This window comes from Saccharopolyspora ipomoeae (assembly GCF_029952525.1).
GTDB classification, from domain to species: Bacteria; Actinomycetota; Actinomycetes; order Mycobacteriales; family Pseudonocardiaceae; genus Saccharopolyspora; species Saccharopolyspora ipomoeae.
Genome location: NZ_JASAOF010000004.1, coordinates 171,347 through 187,941, shown reverse-complemented (window position 1 = coordinate 187,941; position 16,595 = coordinate 171,347). Strand labels below are relative to the sequence as shown.

Genomic DNA, 16,595 nt, shown 5'->3' with positions numbered 1-16,595 from the left:
CCGCAGGTAGCTGGGGGAGGAAAGCGTGTCGGAGCGTTGGCTGCTGCCACCGCTGTGGTTCGACCTGTGCTGGGAGATCGGCGGGTTCGACGAGCACCCGTTCCCGATCTCCGTCCGCTCGCACGGCGAAACGCTCGAAGAGCGGGCCGTGCTGCGCCAGCGCACCCTCCCCGACCTGCACAACGCCGGTCTGCTCGGGCAGAACGGCCTGACCCAGCGCTTCGCCGAGATCCTCGGCCAGCTGGCCAAGCCGGGACTGTGGATCGAGGGCCTGTGGATGCCCGACGACACGGGTGACTCCCCGGCCCGGCTCCTGTCGGTCGCCACCGAGCAGGGCGCGCTGCTGCTCGTCCAGCAACCCGGCGACTCCGAGAGCTACGGCGGTGACCTGCGGATCTCGGTCCTGCCGCGCACCTCGATCGGTGCCGCGGCCGTGCAGGGGATGCCTCCGGCGCCGGTCGGCAAGCGCCCGCGCCTGGCGGTTCCGGCCGCCGACATGGCGCAGCGCAAGCCCGCCGACGACTTCGAGAACATCGACCACATGCAGTCGGCGGGACCGCGCAAGGCCCCGGCCGCCGAGACGCTGCGCGGTTTCGTCGAGGCCCAGCACTTCCGGGACGGCCAGTTCACGGCCAACCTCCGCGACCGCTTCGGCCGGACCCACCGCTCCGCGGTCCTCAAGTGGTTCGACGCACCGGAACCCGACGGTCGCTACGGCCTCACCCAGGCCCAACGCGCCGGCGTCGGCGTGGAGATCATCCTCGCTGGTCTCGGAGCCCCGGAACTCACCGCTGCTCTCGACAACCGAGTCGCCGAAGTCCGCGCCCTCGCCCAGTCCTGACCAACACCCAACCGGGTGTCACGGCCTCGCCCACCTGCGGTTCTCGCCGTGCTCCACCGGATTTCAATGGAAATCAGGAACCCGATCTCCATTGAAATCGGGCGCACCCCCTGCGCGGACGAGCCCGGGTTGCACGTCGGGGACCGGAATACGGGCGTAATCGGGGGCCGGAATACGGCCGTAATCGGGGACCGGAATACGGCCGTAATCGGGGTCCGGAATACGGGCGTAATCCCGTCACCCGCGGGTGCGGCGCGGGAGGATGTTGGTGCTGGGGCGGGCGGGGCCTCTAGGGTGCTCACCCGGGGGGACGGTGCCGTCCGGACGGCGGGCCGGTTGACGACGTCGTCGCAGGCGAGGGCCTGCGGCGACGGTGAATGGAGTACTGGGTGTCCCTGCACGTCTCGATCGACTTCGGCACATCGAGCACATGCACGGTGGTCTCGGTCGGCGGTGCCGAACCACAGGTGGTCGTCATCGACGGGCAGCCGCTGGTGCCCTCGGCGGTCTTCGCCGCCGCGGACGGCACGCTGTTCGTCGGCCACGAGGCCGAGCGCCAGGCCGCCGTCGATCCCGCCCGCTTCGAACCGCACCCCAAGCGCCGCATCGACGAGGGCGAACTGCTGCTCGGCAGCACCGTCCTCAAGGTCGGCGACGTCATCCGCGCCGTCCTGCAGCGCGCCGTCGGCGAGGCCCGCCGCTTCGCGGGCGGAGCCGCCGTCGACCTCCTCGTGCTCACCCACCCCGCCGACTGGGGTTCGGTGCGCGCCGCCGAACTCCGCCAGGCCGCCACCGGCCTAGGCAAGGAGATCGTGCTGGTGCCCGAACCCGTGGCCGCCGCGGTGTTCCACTCGGCGGGCAACGGGCTCCCGGACGGTGGGGCGCTGGCCGTGCTCGACCTCGGCGGCGGCACCATCGACGCCTCCGTGGTGCGCAAGCAGGGCGCGTCGTTCCAGGTCCTGGCCACCAAGGGAGAACCGAACTTCGGCGGCGCCGACGTCGACCAGCTGCTGCTGGAGCACGTCGGCGAGCTCGTCGGCAGCACCGATCCGGCCGCGTGGCGCAAGCTCGTCGAGGGCCGCGAGATGCCCGACCGGCGTCGCCGCCGGGTGCTGCGCCAGGACGTGCGCGGGGCCAAGGAGACGCTGTCCCGCCACGCCTACACCGACGTCCCGATGCCGCCGCCGTTCTCCGACGCGCACGTCACGCGCGCCGACCTCGAAAAGCTCATCGCCGCACCGCTGGCCCGGGCCGCCGACCTGGTGCTGAGCACGCTGCGCGACGGTCAGGTGCCGCGAAGACAGCTCGCCGGGGTGTTCCTCGTCGGCGGATCCAGCCGGATCCCGATGGTCGCGCGGCTGATCCACGAACGCACCGGCGTCGTCCCGGCGACGCTCGACCAGCCCGAAACCGTCGTCGCCCGAGGCGCTTTGCGCGCCGTGCGGCTCGATCCCGGGCGCAGCGGCGGACTCGCCCCGACCGGCGCGTGGGCGGGCACGACCGTGCGCGACTACCCGATTCCCGGGCAGACGACCAGGGGCGACTCGCTCAGCCGCGCCCGTACCGTGATCATGACCGGCGACGAGCCGACCCGGCCGGTCACCAAGCGCCCGAAGATCAAGCGCAAGCGCAAGACCCCGTGGATCGTCGGCGCCGGAGCGGTGCTGCTCGCCGCGGTCGCCGGGGTGACCGCGCTGCTGCTCACCGACCCGCCGCCGCAGGCCGATCCGGCCGTGCCCGCGCAGCAGATGGCGGCTTACGACTACCACTTCGCCTATCCCGGCGGCTGGCGTCCGGCGGGCGGTGATCCGGCGAAGTTCCAGACCCTCGTCGAGCCCGCGGCCGGCCCGCAGGGCGCGCTGGTCGCGGTCGAGGAGGGGCGGCTGACCTTCGACACCGACGGCGATCGCAACCGCGCGGTGCAGCTGCTGCGCGGCGAGTACGAGAAGAGCGTCGCGGCGGGCGAGGAGTTCTCGCTGTTCACGCCGTCCACGAGCTTCGCCGGGCGGGACGTCGTCTACTACCGCGAAACGCTGCCTTCGGCGACGGTCGAGTGGTACACGCTGTACAAAGGTCAATTCAAAGTCAGCGTGGGCTGCAAGTACGGCGCCGACGGCAGGGATGAGGTCGTTCGCGCTTGCGAACAGGTCGTGGGTTCTCTCGCGCTCGGCTGATGCGAATGCGAACGGGGTCCGTTCGGACGAGTCGCCTTTGAGGTTTTCGCAACCGCAAAACCGTTGTTGACCAGCGGGTTCCCCGTTCCGCGTTTACAACAGCAACGGCTTGCGAAGAAATCCAGGACAACGGGGAACCGAACGTGGCAATGTCTGCGTCGCAGGTTCATCAGAGCTTGATACCGAGTTTGAAGGGGGTCATCGGAGAGATGGCTGGAATTGGTGCGGACACCGAGGCGATCCAGCAGGCGTCGGTCGACATCGACGAGGCCCGCAACGCCGTCGAGCAGGCGCTGCAGCAGCTGCAGGGGCAGCTGGAGGGCCCGGTGCAGAACTGGAAGGGCGCTGCGGCGGACGTCTTCCGCAAGCTGATGGAGCAGTACGAGCAGAGCGGCAAGACGATCATCCAGAAGCTCGACGAGCTGGGCCAGAACGTGAAGTCCTCGGGTCAGGACTACGCCGCCACCCAGGAGGAGCAGGCGCAGGAGATGCAGTCCAAGATCGGCAGCCTGCTCGACGGCTGATTTCGCTTCCGCAGTTCGCAGATTCCACATTTCTTGATCTAGAAGATTCCGAGGGGACAGGTAATGAGCGAGATCAACGTCAACTTCGCGGAGCTGCAGCAGGCTTCCGACGACCTGCAGCAGGCGGCCCAGAAGATCCAGGGCGAGCTGGACGACCTGGAGGGCAAGATCCAGAAGCTCGTCGCCACCTGGGACGGCGAGGCCGTGGGTGCCTACCAGGAGGCGCAGCGCTCCTGGGACCAGGAAGCCGCCAAGATGCAGGAGACCGCCGCCAAGATGGGCATGGCCGTCGGTGCGGCCAACGAGTCCTTCCAGGCCGGTGAGAAGAAGAACGCCGGCCGTTTCGGTGGCTGAGCTCACTTCGCACTGATTTCCGCGCTGATGGCTCCGGCGTTTTCGCCGGGGCCATCAACGCGTCCGGCGGGTGATCTCCATTTGCGGAGGTCCGATCGGCTTTGCCGGGGCGCCCGTCGGCGACCAGCGGGCATTGCTATGCTGGTTTCGGCGATCTGGCAGGTCAGGGCCTCAAAAGAAGAACCGAGGACCCGTTTTGACCGGCCCAGAAGCCACCAAGTACCCTCATTCTTTGTTGTGCGGTGCGCGGCTGCAGTTCGCGCCAGCGGAACGGACTCGCTCAGCGAGTCGCGGTCCCGGCGGCGGTACTGGCGGACGTGCCGGTTCCACGAGCAGACCTCGTGTGAACCGTCCGGCGTGATCGAGACGGGCTCCGCACTGAGATTCCGACGCGAACGACGACGAGGTAGACCCGTGCGCACGTACAGCCCGAAGCCCGGCGAGGTGACCCGCGCCTGGCATGTGATCGACGCCGAGGATGTGGTGCTCGGCCGGTTGGCAACTCAGGCCGCGACGCTGCTGCGCGGCAAGCACAAGCCGACCTACGCGCCGCACGTCGACACCGGTGACTTCGTCGTCATCATCAACGCCGAGAAGGTGGCCCTCACCGGTAACAAGCGCGAGCAGGCGTTCCACTACCGGCACTCCGGGTACCCGGGTGGCCTGCGCAAGCAGTCCTTCGGCCAGGTGCTCGACTCGCACCCCGAGCGGCTGCTGGAGAAGGCGATCAAGGGCATGCTCCCGAAGAACAAGCTCGGCCGGGCCATGGGCAAGAAGCTCAAGGTCTACGCCGGTCCGGAGCACCCGCACCAGGCCCAGAACCCGCAGGCGTTCGAGATTAAGGCGAAGGTCGAGAAGTGACTGACGAAGAACTGCAGCAGGAAGAGGCAGTGACCGCTGCCGAGGAGACGGTCGAGGCCGTCGCCGCCGAGGAGACCGTCGACGAGGCCCCGGCTCCCGCCCCGGTTCCGGTTCCGGCCGGTGGCGCGGTGCAGACCGTGGGTCGTCGCAAGGAAGCCGTGGTCCGCGTCCGGCTGGTGCCGGGCAACGGCGGCTTCAAGCTCAACGGCAAGAGCCTCGAGCAGTACTTCCCGAACAAGGTTCACCAGCAGCTCATCAAGGAGCCGCTGGTCACCGTCGAGCGCGTTGAGAACTTCGACGTGCTGGCCACCCTGAGCGGTGGCGGCCCCTCGGGCCAGGCCGGTGCGCTGCGCATGGCGATCGCCCGCGCGCTGACCGCCTTCGACTCCGAGGACCGCCCGGCGCTGAAGAAGGCCGGCATGCTCACCCGCGACTCGCGGGAGAAGGAGCGCAAGAAGTACGGCCTCAAGAAGGCCCGCAAGGCGCCGCAGTACAGCAAGCGCTGACGCGAGCCCAGCATCACCTGCGGGAGCAGGTCCGTCCCTTTCCGGGCGGACCTGCTCCCGCAGTCGTTTGTTGGGGGCGGGGGCAGTTTTAGTCATAATTGACCGGGCAAAACGGACTTTGATCATGGGCAGTTATGGCTAAAACTGTCCGGGACCGCTGTGGAGTGCCGACCGACCGGTTGTGCGAGGCTGTGTGCCACCGGTCGCAGACACGAGGAGGACTTGCTGCTGATGGCTCGGTTGTTCGGCACCGACGGTGTGCGCGGATTGGCCAACGGCGATCTCACGCCGGAACTGGCGATGTCGGTGAGCTCCGCCGCCGCTCGCGTGCTCTACGACCGGGACGACTCCCGGCGCCGGGTGGCGCTGGTCGGTCGTGACCCGCGGGCCAGCGGCGAGATGCTGGAGGCCGCCGTCGTGGCGGGCCTGACCTCGGCCGGCGCCGACGTCGAGCGCATCGGAGTCCTGCCGACCCCGGCCCTGGCGCACCTCGTCAAGGAACTGGGCGCCGACATCGGCGTGATGATCTCCGCCTCGCACAACCCGATGCCGGACAACGGCATCAAGCTCTTCAGCGCCGGTGGCAACAAGCTCCCCGACGCGCTGGAGGACGAGATCGAGACCCGCCTGGGCGAGCAGGTGGACCGCCCGACCGGCGTGCACGTCGGTCGCGTCCGCGACGTCCCGGACGCGCTGCGCCGCTACACCGATCACCTGCTGGTCGCGGCCCCGAACCGGCTCGACGGCCTCAAGGTCGTCGTCGACTGCGCGAACGGCGCCGCCTCCGAGGCGGCCCCCGACGCCTACCGCCGCGCGGGCGCCGAGGTCATCGCGATCAACGCCGAGCCGGACGGTCTCAACATCAACGACGGCGTCGGCTCCACCCACCTGGATGTGCTGCAGGCCGCGGTGGTCGAGCACGGCGCCGACCTGGGCATCGCGCACGACGGCGACGCCGACCGCTGCCTGGCCGTGGACGCCGCGGGCGAGGTCGTCGACGGCGACCAGATCATGGCGATCCTGGCCGTGGACATGCACGAGTCCGGTGAGCTGGCCGAGGACACGCTGGTCGCGACGGTCATGAGCAACCTCGGTCTGCACCTGGCGATGCGCGAGCACGGGGTGTCGCTGCGCACCACGGCCGTCGGCGACCGCTACGTGCTGGAGGAGCTGCGCGCCGGTGGCTACTCGCTGGGCGGCGAGCAGTCCGGCCACGTCGTGCTCCCCGCCCACGCCACCACGGGCGACGGTCTGCTCACTGCGCTGCGCCTGATGGGCCGCGTCGCGTCCACCGGCACCCCGCTGTCCTCGCTGGCGAAGGTCATGCGCCGGCTGCCGCAGGTGCTGATCAACGTTCCCGTCGCCGACAAGGCCGCGGCCGTCGTCGCGCCCGAGGTCACCCAGGCCGTCGCCGCGGCCGAGACCGAGCTGGGCGAGACCGGTCGGGTCCTGCTCCGCCAGTCCGGCACCGAGCAGCTGGTCAGGGTCATGGTCGAGGCCGCGAGCGAACAGGACGCGCAGGACATCGCGGACAGACTGGCGAAGATTGTCTCCGCTATCCGGTGATCTTTGTGATTTGGGTCTCCACGGAGCTTGATTCTGTGAGACCCTGCTCACATGGGTGCCATCGTCGTCGCCATGGTTGTCGGGCTCATCGCTGTTGGGCTCGTTGTCGGGATCATCGCGTTCGGAGCGCTGATGATCGGAGCTCTCAAGGCTGTCAACGCAGCTCACGAGGGCCGTTCCTGGTACGTCAACCGACGCCACCACAAGGTGTGAGATCCCGATGCGCCTCCTCGGCGACGTCTGGACGATCCTGATCGTCCCGCTCCTCTGCATGCTCCTGGGCGCACTGGTGTTCGCAGTGGTCCTCGCCCAGGGCTGGGGCCTCCACACCCTCATGCACTGAGTCCACCAGGACGGGTTGGCCTGGCATGATGCCGGGCTATGTCGATTTGGATTCCGGCTATCGGACTCGTGCTTCTCCTCGTGATCGCTGTCGTGATCACGCTCGTCGTGCTGGCCAAGCGGAAGAGCAAGTCTGCCCCGCCGCCCTACGGCCAACCTCAGCCGTGGGGCGGACAAGCGCCGCAGCAATGGCAGCAGTATCCGCAGGCACCGCAGCAATGGGGACAGATGCCCCAGCAGTGGCAGCAACAACCTCCCCAGCAGCAGTACCCGCCCCAGCAGGGCTATGGGCAGTACCCGCCGCAGCAGTGACGCCTTCGCGGTTGCAAGTACCTGGTCGTTCCGGCCTTCCGCGGGCCTCTTTCCTGCCAAGATGAGGAACCAGACCGTCTTGGTTCGCGTCGGAACCTGTGCTTGAGCGCCGTGCGAGCGACGGCGGGTTCTTCGGATGGAGGGGGAAGGGTGACCGGGTTCGGGGCCAACGCCGGTGAGTTCTCATCGGCAGGAGGAAGCATTCGTGCTGCGGCGGATCCCGTCCGCGACAAGCACAGCAAGGACATCGCCGACATGGGGATGGGTCAGGCCGACTTCGGCAAGGCCCACGGCGAGAACTTCCAGCCCTACCAGCAGGCGATGGACAAGATCTCCAAGTGCGTCGCGAGCCTCGCAGACGGCATGGACGACTTCGCCGGAAAGCTGGAGCAGAGCGGATCCGGCTACACCTGGTCCGACGCCGACGCAGCCGGCACCGTCGGAAAGTCTGGGGGTAACTGATGGGCGACGAGTCCAATCTCCCGGCATGGGAGGACGTCAAGAAGGTCCTCGACGACCCCAACGTTTCCGACGACAAGAAACGTCAGCTCGCGCTGGATTACGCCGGTGAGGACGATCTCGGCTACTTCGGCATGCGGGATGAGATCGAGCCCTACCTCGACAAGTACGACGATGGGTATTCGCGGGTCGTATTCGGCGAGGGTTTCACCACCACAGACGCGGAGGCAGACCTCCGGGAGTCGTACAAGGCCGCGAAGGACGAGAGCGACAAGGCCGCGAGCGACAAGCGGGAGCACGACAAGGCAGTCAGCGACGGCAAGGGCAAGCTCGAAGACGTCAAGCGCAAGTCCGAGAACGGCGAGAACGGCGGCGCAGGCGCCAAATCCGGGGATGAGCTGCTGGACGCGGGCAAGCCGGGGCTGAAGTTCTTCGAGACCTGGGTGCCGCTCTACGAGAAGATCCAGCACGACTACAACGACAAGAGCAAGGTTCCGAAGCTCGACAAGATCAAGGAGCACTACGACGAGCAGCGCCAGCTGAACTTCGACAAGTTCGCCAAGAACATCGACGACCTCGAAAAAGCCGAGAAGGGCATGCGGGAGTCGATGCAGACCATGTCCGACAAGCTCGGCGGTCTGTGGAAGAGCTGGACCGGCGGTGCGTCCGATGCTTCGCAGGACTTCTTCTCGTCGAAGTTCACCCCCACCGCGCAGGAGCGCGTGATCCAGACGGTCAGCGACGGTGCGTCGTCGACCAAGGAGACGGTGAAAGCCGTTTCGTCGCTGATCCAGACGAAGGCCAACGCCGCGCTGGAGCTCGACCAGTACTCCACGAGGATCGGCGGTAAGGCCGAGCAGGACTGGGACACCACCATCACGGTGGCCAACGGCACCGATGACGACACCACGCTCCGCAAAGCGTGCTCCATCTGGGACATCCAGATCGATGAGAGCTGCGGCGACCTCACCCAGGATGTGAAGGACAAGATTTGCGACGAGTGTCGCAACGTCGTCCGCAACACCTTCGCCAAGCAGGTCGAGGAGTCCACGCACGGCTTCGTGAAGATGTGCGAGGACACCAAGAAGAACATCAACGACGCCTGGAAGAAGCTCAACGAGGAACTGGGCAAGGCGGAGGAGAACCCCTTCAAGAACCCCGGTCCGGCCGACAAGGGCGGTGACCAGAAGCCCGGCGGTCAGCAGGGCGGAGGCTCCGGCGGCGGTGCCGGTGGCGGCGCTGGTGGAGGAGCCGGTGGCGGTGCTGCTGGTGGCGGTGCGGGCGGAGGCGCCGGTGCCGGTGGTGGCGGCGGTGCCATGCCCGCTGCTCCGGAGATGCCCAAGCCCCCCGAGATGCCGGAGATGCCGCAGGCCCCGGGCATGCCCGGCCAGGGCGGCCCGGGTGGGCCCGAGGGGGAGAAGGTCACGCTCGGCCAGGGCCAGAACGCCGTCACGGTTCAGGAACCGGGCGCGGACGGCAAGCCCCAGGTCCAGTTGACCGGGCCGGACGGCCAGCCCAAGACCTACGCGGTCGACTTCGGCCAAGGGCAGCCGGGGCAGATGCCCGGGCAACCCGGTGCGGTTCCGGGCGGCGTGCAGACCATGCCCGCACCGGCGCCCGGCGCCCCGGGAGCCCCCGCACCGGGTGGGCCGCAGCCGATCCCGGTCCAGGCCGGTCCCGACGGGCGCGCGGTCATCCACGAGGGCGACCGCACGATCACGCTGGAGCAGGGCGCCGGTGGCGAGATCAAGGTCAACGTCGACAACGGCGGCGGCCAGCCCCCGCTGAACCAGACGATCGACTTCGGCGACGAGCCGCAGCCACCCACCTTGGGTGGGCAGGCTCCTCCCGCTGAGGGCGGCATCGTCGGCGGCCCGCACCCGGGCGAGCCCCCGCAGTCCTTGACGCCGGAAGCACCCCCGGTCGCGCCGGGTCCGCCTCCGGCGGAACCTGCGCCGGCGCCGGCGCCGCCGATTCCCGAACCCGCGGAAGCCGGTGCGACGAGCGGCTTCACGACCATGCCCGCTCCCGACACGAGCGGGTTCACCACGATGCCCGCTGCGGATACGAGCGGGTTCACCACGATGCCCGCTGCGGACACGACGGCCGAACCGGTGCCCGGTGCCCCGGCGGCCACCACCGCGCAAGCCGCGGGAGTCGCTTCGTCCGGGGCTTCCGGCGACGGCGTGCAGAACTCCTTCGGGAGCATGTCCGGCGACCTGTTCGGCGGCGCCCCGGACGCGCAGCCACCTTCCGGTTCCGCAGGGCTCGCCTCGCTGGGCGGCGATCCCGCTGGTGGAGCGGCTCAAGGCGCCGGGTCGACCGGTCTCTCCTCGCTCGGCGGCGACCCGGGAGCCGGTGCGCAGACCGGTGGTTCGCAGAACGGGCAGGGCGGTTCGAGCGCGATGGGCGGCGGCATGATGGGCGGCATGATGGGCGCCGGCCAGGGGCAGCAGGGCGGCGAGCAGGAACGCACCAACGACAGCCCGTGGCGCACCCAGGGTCAGCTCTTCGACGACGGGGTGGAAGCGTCCAACGTGCGCTTCCAGTCCGTGCTGGGCGAGGACCGGGATCAGTGAATCCCGGTGAAGGAGTGCAGCGGTGATCAGTGAGAACGCCAAGGCCTTCCGCAACGCGATGGAAGGTCTGGTGCGGGAGAACTCGGCGAGCGTCCGCGCCGTCCAGCAGAGCTGGGCGGACTCGGCGAAGGCCGCGGACAAGGCCGCGCAGGAGACCACGGAGAAGGGGCAGAAGCTCGTCGAGCGCATCCGCGAGCGCGCCGAGAACCTGCGCCGCGCCGACGAGAAGTCCGGCGTTCAGGAGATCTCCGTCGGCGAGGAGCCGGAGACCGTGGACCCCGATCCCGAGGTGGAGCGGTTCGGGCAGCAGCTCTACGCGACGCAGAAGAGCAAGGCGGAGGAAGCCGCCGCGACGACCGCGCAGGCCGCGGAACCGCAGGCCCCCCAGCAGGTCGGCCACGCGCCGGTTCCGCCCGCGCCGCAAGCACCTCCGGCCGACAACGGGTGGAACGTGCAGGCCGGGCGCTTCGGGCGGCGGAACGCTCCGCCGCCCTCGCCGCCGCCTGCCGCGCCGAAACCGCCTGCGCCGCCGAAGCCCGCGCCGCGACGGCAGCAACCGGTGTTCGACGACGACGATGACTACGAGAACCAGAGCTGGCTGCGCTGAACGCAATTCGGGCCGTGATCCCCAGGATCACGGCCCGATTCGTCACTGCTGCGGATAGCCGCCCGGCTGCTGCGGTCCACCCGGCTGCTGCGGCGGATATCCGGGCTGCTGCGGGAATCCTTGCTGCTGCGGGTATCCCGCTTGCTGAGGCGGGTAGGCGAACCCGCCCTGCTGGGGATACCCGCCGAACTGCACCGGCTGCGCCGCGCGGGAACCACCGGGCCTGGGCTTGAGCGACTTGCGCACGACCGGCAGGAACGCGAGCACCGTGACGACCAGCCCGGGCAGGAACGTCGCGATCCCGGCGAAGGGGAGGAGCGCTTCGGCGATCGTGTCGTCGCGGTCCATCGTCATCAGCCCGAAGATCACCGCCCACACCAGGTTCCCCAGCAGCAGGACGCCGCCCCCGAGCACGACGAACGGCGCGAACCAGAACCGCAGCACCAGCAGGACACCGCCCGCGATCAACACCAGTCCACCGGTCACGCACATCACGATTCCGCGGAGGCTGTCCATCCCGTCGAAGAAGACGACGAGCCCCGCGATGATCGCGATGGCGGCCGTGAGGAACCCGATGATCCGGCCTGGACCAGAACCGCCCTGCTGCGGTCCCGCCTGCTGTGGATAACCCTGTGGATAACCTGTTTGTTGCTGCGGATGAGCAGGCTGCTGGGGGTATCCCGGCTGGGCATGGCCCTGAGGTGGAAGTCCCTGCTGCGGGTAGCCGGGTGGCTGAACACCGGGCTGCTGGGGCTGACCGTGGGGCGGCTGCGGCGAGGTCATGGGCGGGATTCTCCCGCATCCGTTCGTCGCACCGGGAGGGTTCCGGGAAGGTCTACGCGGCGAGTTTCCCGTGGGTGTTGACCTGGTCGATGGTGCTGCCCTTGATGTTCTCGTTGAGCAGGAGGTCTCCGCGGCGGTCGTTGGCGAGGGCGCGGAGGAAGAACGCCGTGAGCAGGCCCTTGGTGATGCGCTGGGTGGTGTACTCCGGCTTGCCGTGCAGCAGCAGCTGGGACCAGTGCGCGCCCTCGGTGAAGCCGAGGTGGGTGGCCTTCTTGATGGTGCGCAGCTGCACCGGGCCGCCCCAGGCGCGGGAGATCGGTTCGGCGTTGGCGACCGGCGGGGTGAGCAGGTCCTCGGCGGCGGCGAGGTGCAGGGCCGGGGCCTTGACCTTCGGGGCCGCGTCGAGGGCCGACGGGTGGGTCTCGGCGGCGGCGAGGGTGGCGACCGCCTTGATGCGCTGATCCTCGGCCGCGGCCAGCACGGCGCAACCTCCGCCCATCGCGTGACCGGCGGCGCCGAGCTTGTTCTCGTCCACGCTGATCTTGCCCTCGCCCAGCCGGACGCCGACCGCGACGTCCAGGGCGGCGCGCATGTCCTCGGCGTAGAGCCGGTGCGAGGCCAGCGGGCCGCGGTGGGTGGCGGGCGAGACCACGACGATGCCCCAGCTCGCGAGGTGCCTCATCAGGGCCAGGTAGCGGCGCGGCGGCTGCAACCAGCCGTGCCCGAACACGACGGCGGGCAGACCCGTCCCCGTGCGCGGGGTGCAGACCGTGCCGGGCAGACCGACCAGGGCCATGTCGCCGTGCAGCACGTCGTGCGGACCACGACGGGACAGCTCGACGAACGCGTGCTTCGCGGAGGGCAGCTTCTTGGCTTTGCGCGCCATGGTCGACAACGGTAGCGGATCTACGCGCACGCGCGCGTCAACCGTTATCCGGTGGTCGCCTTGCTCGGCGGTGCGGGTAGGAGAACCTCGAGCGACGTGGGTCACCAGGGCTCCGTCATGTTCTGTTCGGGCGGAATGGCTACCCTGGCTCGCGTGTGCGGCATCGTGGGTTACGTAGGACATCGCCAGGCGCTGGAAGTCGTGCTGGGCGGACTTCGGCGACTTGAGTACCGGGGTTACGACTCGGCGGGCGTGGCGCTGCTCGACGGTGAGGGCGGCCTCGCGGTGGAGCGGGCGGCCGGAGCGCTGTCGAACCTGGAGAAGAAGCTCGCCGAGAGCGACGGCTCCCGGTTCGAGGGCAACGCGGGCATGGGGCACACCCGGTGGGCGACGCACGGTGCACCCACCGACCGCAACGCCCACCCCCACCGGGACTCGACCGACCGGGTCGCGGTGGTGCACAACGGCATCATCGAGAACTTCGCCGCGCTGCGGGCCGAGCTCGAGGCCGACGGCGTCGAGATGGCCAGCGAGACCGACACCGAGACCGCCGCGCACCTGGTGTCCGCGGCCTACGCGGCCGGGCCGACCGCCGGTGACCTCTCCGCCAGCGTCTGCGCCGTGGCGCGACGCCTCGAAGGCGCGTTCACGCTGGTCGTGACGCACGCCGACGAGCCGGGCTCGATCGTGGCCGCGCGGCGCTCCTCGCCGCTGGTGGTCGGCGTCGGCGAGGGCGAGCACTTCGTCGCCTCCGACGTGGCGGCGTTCATCGAGCACACCCGGGACGCGGTGGAGCTCGGTCAGGACCAGGTCGTGACCATCACCCGCGACGGCTACCGGGTCTCCGACTTCGACAACGCCGAGGTCGAGGCCAAGCCGTTCCGCGTGGACTGGGACCTGTCGGCCGCCGAGAAGGGCGGCCACGACTACTTCATGCTCAAGGAGATCGACGAGCAGCCCGCGGCGCTCGCCGACACCCTGCGCGGCCACTTCGCCCACGGCCAGGTCGTCCTCGACGAGCAGCGGCTCACCGAGCAGGACCTGCGCGACATCACCAAGGTCTTCATCGTCGCCTGCGGCACCGCCTACCACTCGGGCCTGCTCGCCAAGTACGCCATCGAGCACTGGTGCCGCATCCCCGTCGAGGTCGAGCTGGCCAGCGAGTTCCGCTACCGCGACCCGGTCCTGGGCCGCGACACCCTGGTGGTGGCGATCTCGCAGTCCGGTGAGACCGCCGACACCCTGGAGGCCGTGCGCCACGCGCGGACCCAGCGGGCGCGGGTCCTGGCGATCTGCAACACCAACGGCGCGCAGATCCCGCGCGAGTCCGACGCGGTGCTCTACACCCACGCCGGCCCGGAGATCGGCGTCGCCGCCACCAAGACGTTCCTCGCCCAGATCGCGGCGAACTACCTGGTCGGGCTGGCCCTGGCGCAGGCCCGCGGCACGAAGTACTCCGACGAGGTGGCGCGCGAGTTCAACGAGCTCGCCGCGATGCCGGAGGCGGTGAGCGCGACGCTGTCGACCGTCGACCAGGTCCGCAAGCTCGGCAAGGAGCTGGCGGACTCGAAGGCGGTGCTGTTCCTGGGGCGCCACGTCGGCTACCCGGTGGCGCTGGAGGGCGCGCTCAAGCTCAAGGAGCTCGCCTACATGCACGCCGAGGGCTTCGCCGCGGGCGAGCTCAAGCACGGCCCGATCGCGTTGATCGAGGACCAGCTGCCGGTCGTGATCGTGATGCCGTCGCCGACCGGTCGGGCGCTGCTGCACTCCAAGATGGTCTCCAACATCCGGGAGATCCAGGCGCGCGGTGCTCGCACGATCGTGATCGCCGAGGAGGGTGACGACGAGATCGAGCCCTTCGCCGACGAGCTGATCACCATCCCGGCCGTGCCGACCCTGCTGCAGCCGCTGGTGTCGACGATCCCGCTGCAGGTCCTGGCCGCGGAGATCGCCCGTTCGCGCGGCTACGACGTCGACAAGCCGCGCAACCTCGCGAAGTCCGTCACCGTCGAGTGATCCCCGGGGGTCCGGATTTCATCGGAAGTCCGGTCCCCGATTTCAATGGAGATCGGGGACCCGGTTTCCATTGAAATCGTGTCACCCGGGAGGTGGCAGCGGGCCTGGGGCAGACTGTCGGCGGATCTTGTCCCCGGGCGAGAGGACTCGTGATGCAGGGCGTGTGGACTCCTGACCAGGTTCGGGCCGCCGAGCAGCGGTTGTTCGCCCGGACCCCGGAACCCGTCGTGATGCGCCGGGCCGCCTACGCGGTGGCCGGTCAGTGCGCGCGGGTGCTCGCCGATCAGACCGGCGGCGTCGCCGGGCGGCGGGTCGCACTGCTGGTCGGGGCCGGGAACAACGGTGGTGACGCGCTGTGGGCGGGCGCGTTCCTGCGTCGGCGCGGCGTCGGCGTGACCGCCGTGCTGCTGGCGCCGGAGAAGACCCACGCGGCCGGGCTCGAAGGGCTCCGCCGCGCCGGTGGCCGGGCGGTTCCGGCCGAGGGCGCGGGCGCCGACACCACCGGGATCGGCGCCGAGGCCGCCGACGCGCTGGAGCGCGCGGACCTCGTCGTCGACGGGATCGTGGGCCTGTCCGGGAGCGGCCCGCTGCGGCCGGTCGCGGCCGAGCTGGTGCGGCGGGTGATCGTGCCGATCGTGGCCGTGGACCTGCCGTCCGGCGTGGACCCGATGACCGGGGCCGTCGAGGGACCGGCCGTCTCGGCGGATCTGACGGTGACCTTCGGCGGGCTCAAGCCCTGCCACGTGCTCGGGGCCGGTGCGGTGCGCTCCGGCGAGGTCATCGCCGTCGGCATCGGCATCACCGAGGAACTGCCCGAACCGGAGCTGTCGCTGCTCGACGCCGCCGACATCGGCGAGAACTGGCCGGTCCCGGGCCCGGAGGACGACAAGTACAGCACCGGTGTGGTGGGCGTCGCCGCCGGTTCGGCGACCTACCCGGGTGCGGCGGTCCTGGCCACCGGCGCCGCCGTCCGGGCCACCGCCGGGATGGTGCGCTACGCCGGTCCCGCTGCCGACGAGGTGCGGGCCCGCTGGCCGGAGACCGTGGCGACCGGCTCGATCGGCGACGCCGGACGCGTGCAGGCGTGGTCGGTCGGACCCGGCATCGGGGTCGGCGCCAGCGGCCGCGACGTGCTGCGGTTCGTGCTGGAGTCCGGGCGGCCGGTGTGCGCCGACGCCGACTCGATCACGATCCTCGCCGACGACGACGCGATGTGGGACTCCCGCGACCCGGACGCGCCGCTCGTCCTGACCCCGCACGCGGGCGAGTTCGCGCGGCTGGCCGGTGCCGAGCTCGGCGCCGACCGAGTCTGGGCGGCCCGCGAGGTCGCCGCCCGCTGCGACGCGTTCGTGCTGCTCAAGGGCAACACCACGGTCATCGCGGCCCCCGACGGCAGGGTCCTGGTCAACGACGCCCGGCAGGCGTGGCCCGCCACGGCCGGTTCCGGCGACGTGCTCACCGGCCTCATCGGCGCGCTGCTCGCCACCGGCGTCGAACCCCTGCTGGCCTGCGGTTACGCCGCCCACGTCCACTCCCTGGCGGCGGAGATCGCGGCCCACGGCGCCTCCGGCGACGGCCCGCGTTCCGAGGCCGGCGCCCCGATCGGTGCCTCGGCCCTGCTGGAGGCGGTCCCGGCGGCCATCCGCGCGGTCCGGGACGCCGCCCTGAACGCCTGACCCGCGTGAAGGTCCGAACTTCGCGCGGGATTCGAGCGGATTCCACACGATGGTGGGATGTGGCGTGGATTTCGCGTTCGGGGGTCGTCCCGTCAGTGCGTTGAGCTGG

Annotated in this window: 17 protein-coding genes; 15 read left to right on the top strand and 2 right to left on the bottom strand. The window is 70.1% G+C overall.

Features of this window, described 5'->3' with window-relative positions:
• Nucleotides 1-25 precede the first annotated feature (25 nt).
• From QFW96_RS10285 to QFW96_RS10225, 13 genes are all read left to right on the top strand, one after another.
• On the top strand, nt 26-841 hold the full coding sequence (locus QFW96_RS10285) for an ESX secretion-associated protein EspG (protein WP_281455353.1): 816 nt from the start codon (nt 26-28) through the stop codon (nt 839-841).
• Between the two features lie 377 nt (nt 842-1,218).
• Entirely contained in the window at nt 1,219-3,015 is a 1,797-nt protein-coding gene (locus QFW96_RS10280) for a type VII secretion-associated protein (RefSeq protein ID WP_281455352.1), read from the top strand.
• Between the two features lie 209 nt (nt 3,016-3,224).
• Nucleotides 3,225-3,539, top strand: coding sequence for a WXG100 family type VII secretion target (locus QFW96_RS10275; protein WP_281455351.1), 315 nt, complete (start codon nt 3,225-3,227; stop codon nt 3,537-3,539).
• A 63-nt stretch (nt 3,540-3,602) separates the two neighbouring features.
• Nucleotides 3,603-3,893 (top strand): WXG100 family type VII secretion target, encoded by a 291-nt coding sequence (locus QFW96_RS10270; RefSeq protein ID WP_281455350.1) that lies wholly within the window; start codon nt 3,603-3,605, stop codon nt 3,891-3,893.
• 414 nt (nt 3,894-4,307) lie between these two features.
• Nucleotides 4,308-4,754 (top strand): 50S ribosomal protein L13, encoded by a 447-nt coding sequence (gene rplM / locus QFW96_RS10265; RefSeq protein WP_132624452.1) that lies wholly within the window; start codon nt 4,308-4,310, stop codon nt 4,752-4,754.
• Nucleotides 4,751-5,260, top strand: a complete 510-nt coding sequence (gene rpsI, locus QFW96_RS10260; protein ID WP_406688644.1) for a 30S ribosomal protein S9 — start codon at nt 4,751-4,753, stop codon at nt 5,258-5,260. The genes rplM and rpsI overlap by 4 nt, the downstream gene beginning before the upstream one ends.
• A 231-nt stretch (nt 5,261-5,491) precedes the next feature.
• Nucleotides 5,492-6,826 (top strand): phosphoglucosamine mutase, encoded by a 1,335-nt coding sequence (gene glmM / locus QFW96_RS10255; RefSeq protein WP_281455349.1) that lies wholly within the window; start codon nt 5,492-5,494, stop codon nt 6,824-6,826.
• Between the two features lie 51 nt (nt 6,827-6,877).
• Nucleotides 6,878-7,039, top strand: a complete 162-nt coding sequence (locus tag QFW96_RS10250; RefSeq protein ID WP_281455348.1) for a hypothetical protein — start codon at nt 6,878-6,880, stop codon at nt 7,037-7,039.
• Nucleotides 7,040-7,046: 7 nt separating this feature from the next.
• On the top strand, nt 7,047-7,169 hold the full coding sequence (locus tag QFW96_RS10245; protein ID WP_281455347.1) for a hypothetical protein: 123 nt from the start codon (nt 7,047-7,049) through the stop codon (nt 7,167-7,169).
• Between the two features lie 38 nt (nt 7,170-7,207).
• Nucleotides 7,208-7,480, top strand: coding sequence for a hypothetical protein (locus QFW96_RS10240; RefSeq protein ID WP_281455346.1), 273 nt, complete (start codon nt 7,208-7,210; stop codon nt 7,478-7,480).
• Nucleotides 7,481-7,630: 150 nt separating this feature from the next.
• The gene (locus QFW96_RS10235) at nt 7,631-7,942 is read left to right on the top strand and encodes a hypothetical protein (RefSeq protein ID WP_281455345.1); all 312 of its coding nucleotides are present in this window, start codon (nt 7,631-7,633) and stop codon (nt 7,940-7,942) included.
• Nucleotides 7,942-10,518 carry a hypothetical protein gene (locus QFW96_RS10230; RefSeq protein ID WP_281455344.1) on the top strand — a complete coding sequence of 859 codons (2,577 nt, stop codon included), beginning with the start codon at nt 7,942-7,944 and terminating at the stop codon, nt 10,516-10,518. The genes QFW96_RS10235 and QFW96_RS10230 overlap by 1 nt, the downstream gene beginning before the upstream one ends.
• A 22-nt stretch (nt 10,519-10,540) precedes the next feature.
• On the top strand, nt 10,541-11,125 hold the full coding sequence (locus QFW96_RS10225; RefSeq protein ID WP_281455343.1) for a hypothetical protein: 585 nt from the start codon (nt 10,541-10,543) through the stop codon (nt 11,123-11,125).
• Between the two features lie 42 nt (nt 11,126-11,167).
• On the opposite strand, the gene QFW96_RS10220 is transcribed toward QFW96_RS10225, so the two are convergent.
• Both QFW96_RS10220 and QFW96_RS10215 read right to left on the bottom strand, forming a co-directional pair.
• Complete coding sequence (locus tag QFW96_RS10220; protein ID WP_281455342.1) at nt 11,168-11,908, bottom strand: hypothetical protein; 741 nt, start codon at nt 11,906-11,908, stop codon at nt 11,168-11,170.
• A gap of 52 nt (nt 11,909-11,960) precedes the next feature.
• Nucleotides 11,961-12,794: a dienelactone hydrolase family protein gene (locus tag QFW96_RS10215; protein ID WP_281455341.1), complete on the bottom strand. Its 834-nt coding sequence runs from the start codon at nt 12,792-12,794 to the stop codon at nt 11,961-11,963.
• Nucleotides 12,795-12,947: 153 nt separating this feature from the next.
• Here QFW96_RS10215 and glmS point away from each other — a divergent pair, with 153 nt between their 5' ends.
• Both glmS and QFW96_RS10205 read left to right on the top strand, forming a co-directional pair.
• Entirely contained in the window at nt 12,948-14,810 is a 1,863-nt protein-coding gene (gene glmS / locus QFW96_RS10210; protein ID WP_281455340.1) for a glutamine--fructose-6-phosphate transaminase (isomerizing), read from the top strand.
• Between the two features lie 152 nt (nt 14,811-14,962).
• A complete protein-coding gene (locus tag QFW96_RS10205; protein WP_281455339.1) occupies nt 14,963-16,486 on the top strand; it encodes an NAD(P)H-hydrate dehydratase in 1,524 nt (507 codons plus the stop codon).
• Nucleotides 16,487-16,595: the final 109 nt, after the last annotated feature.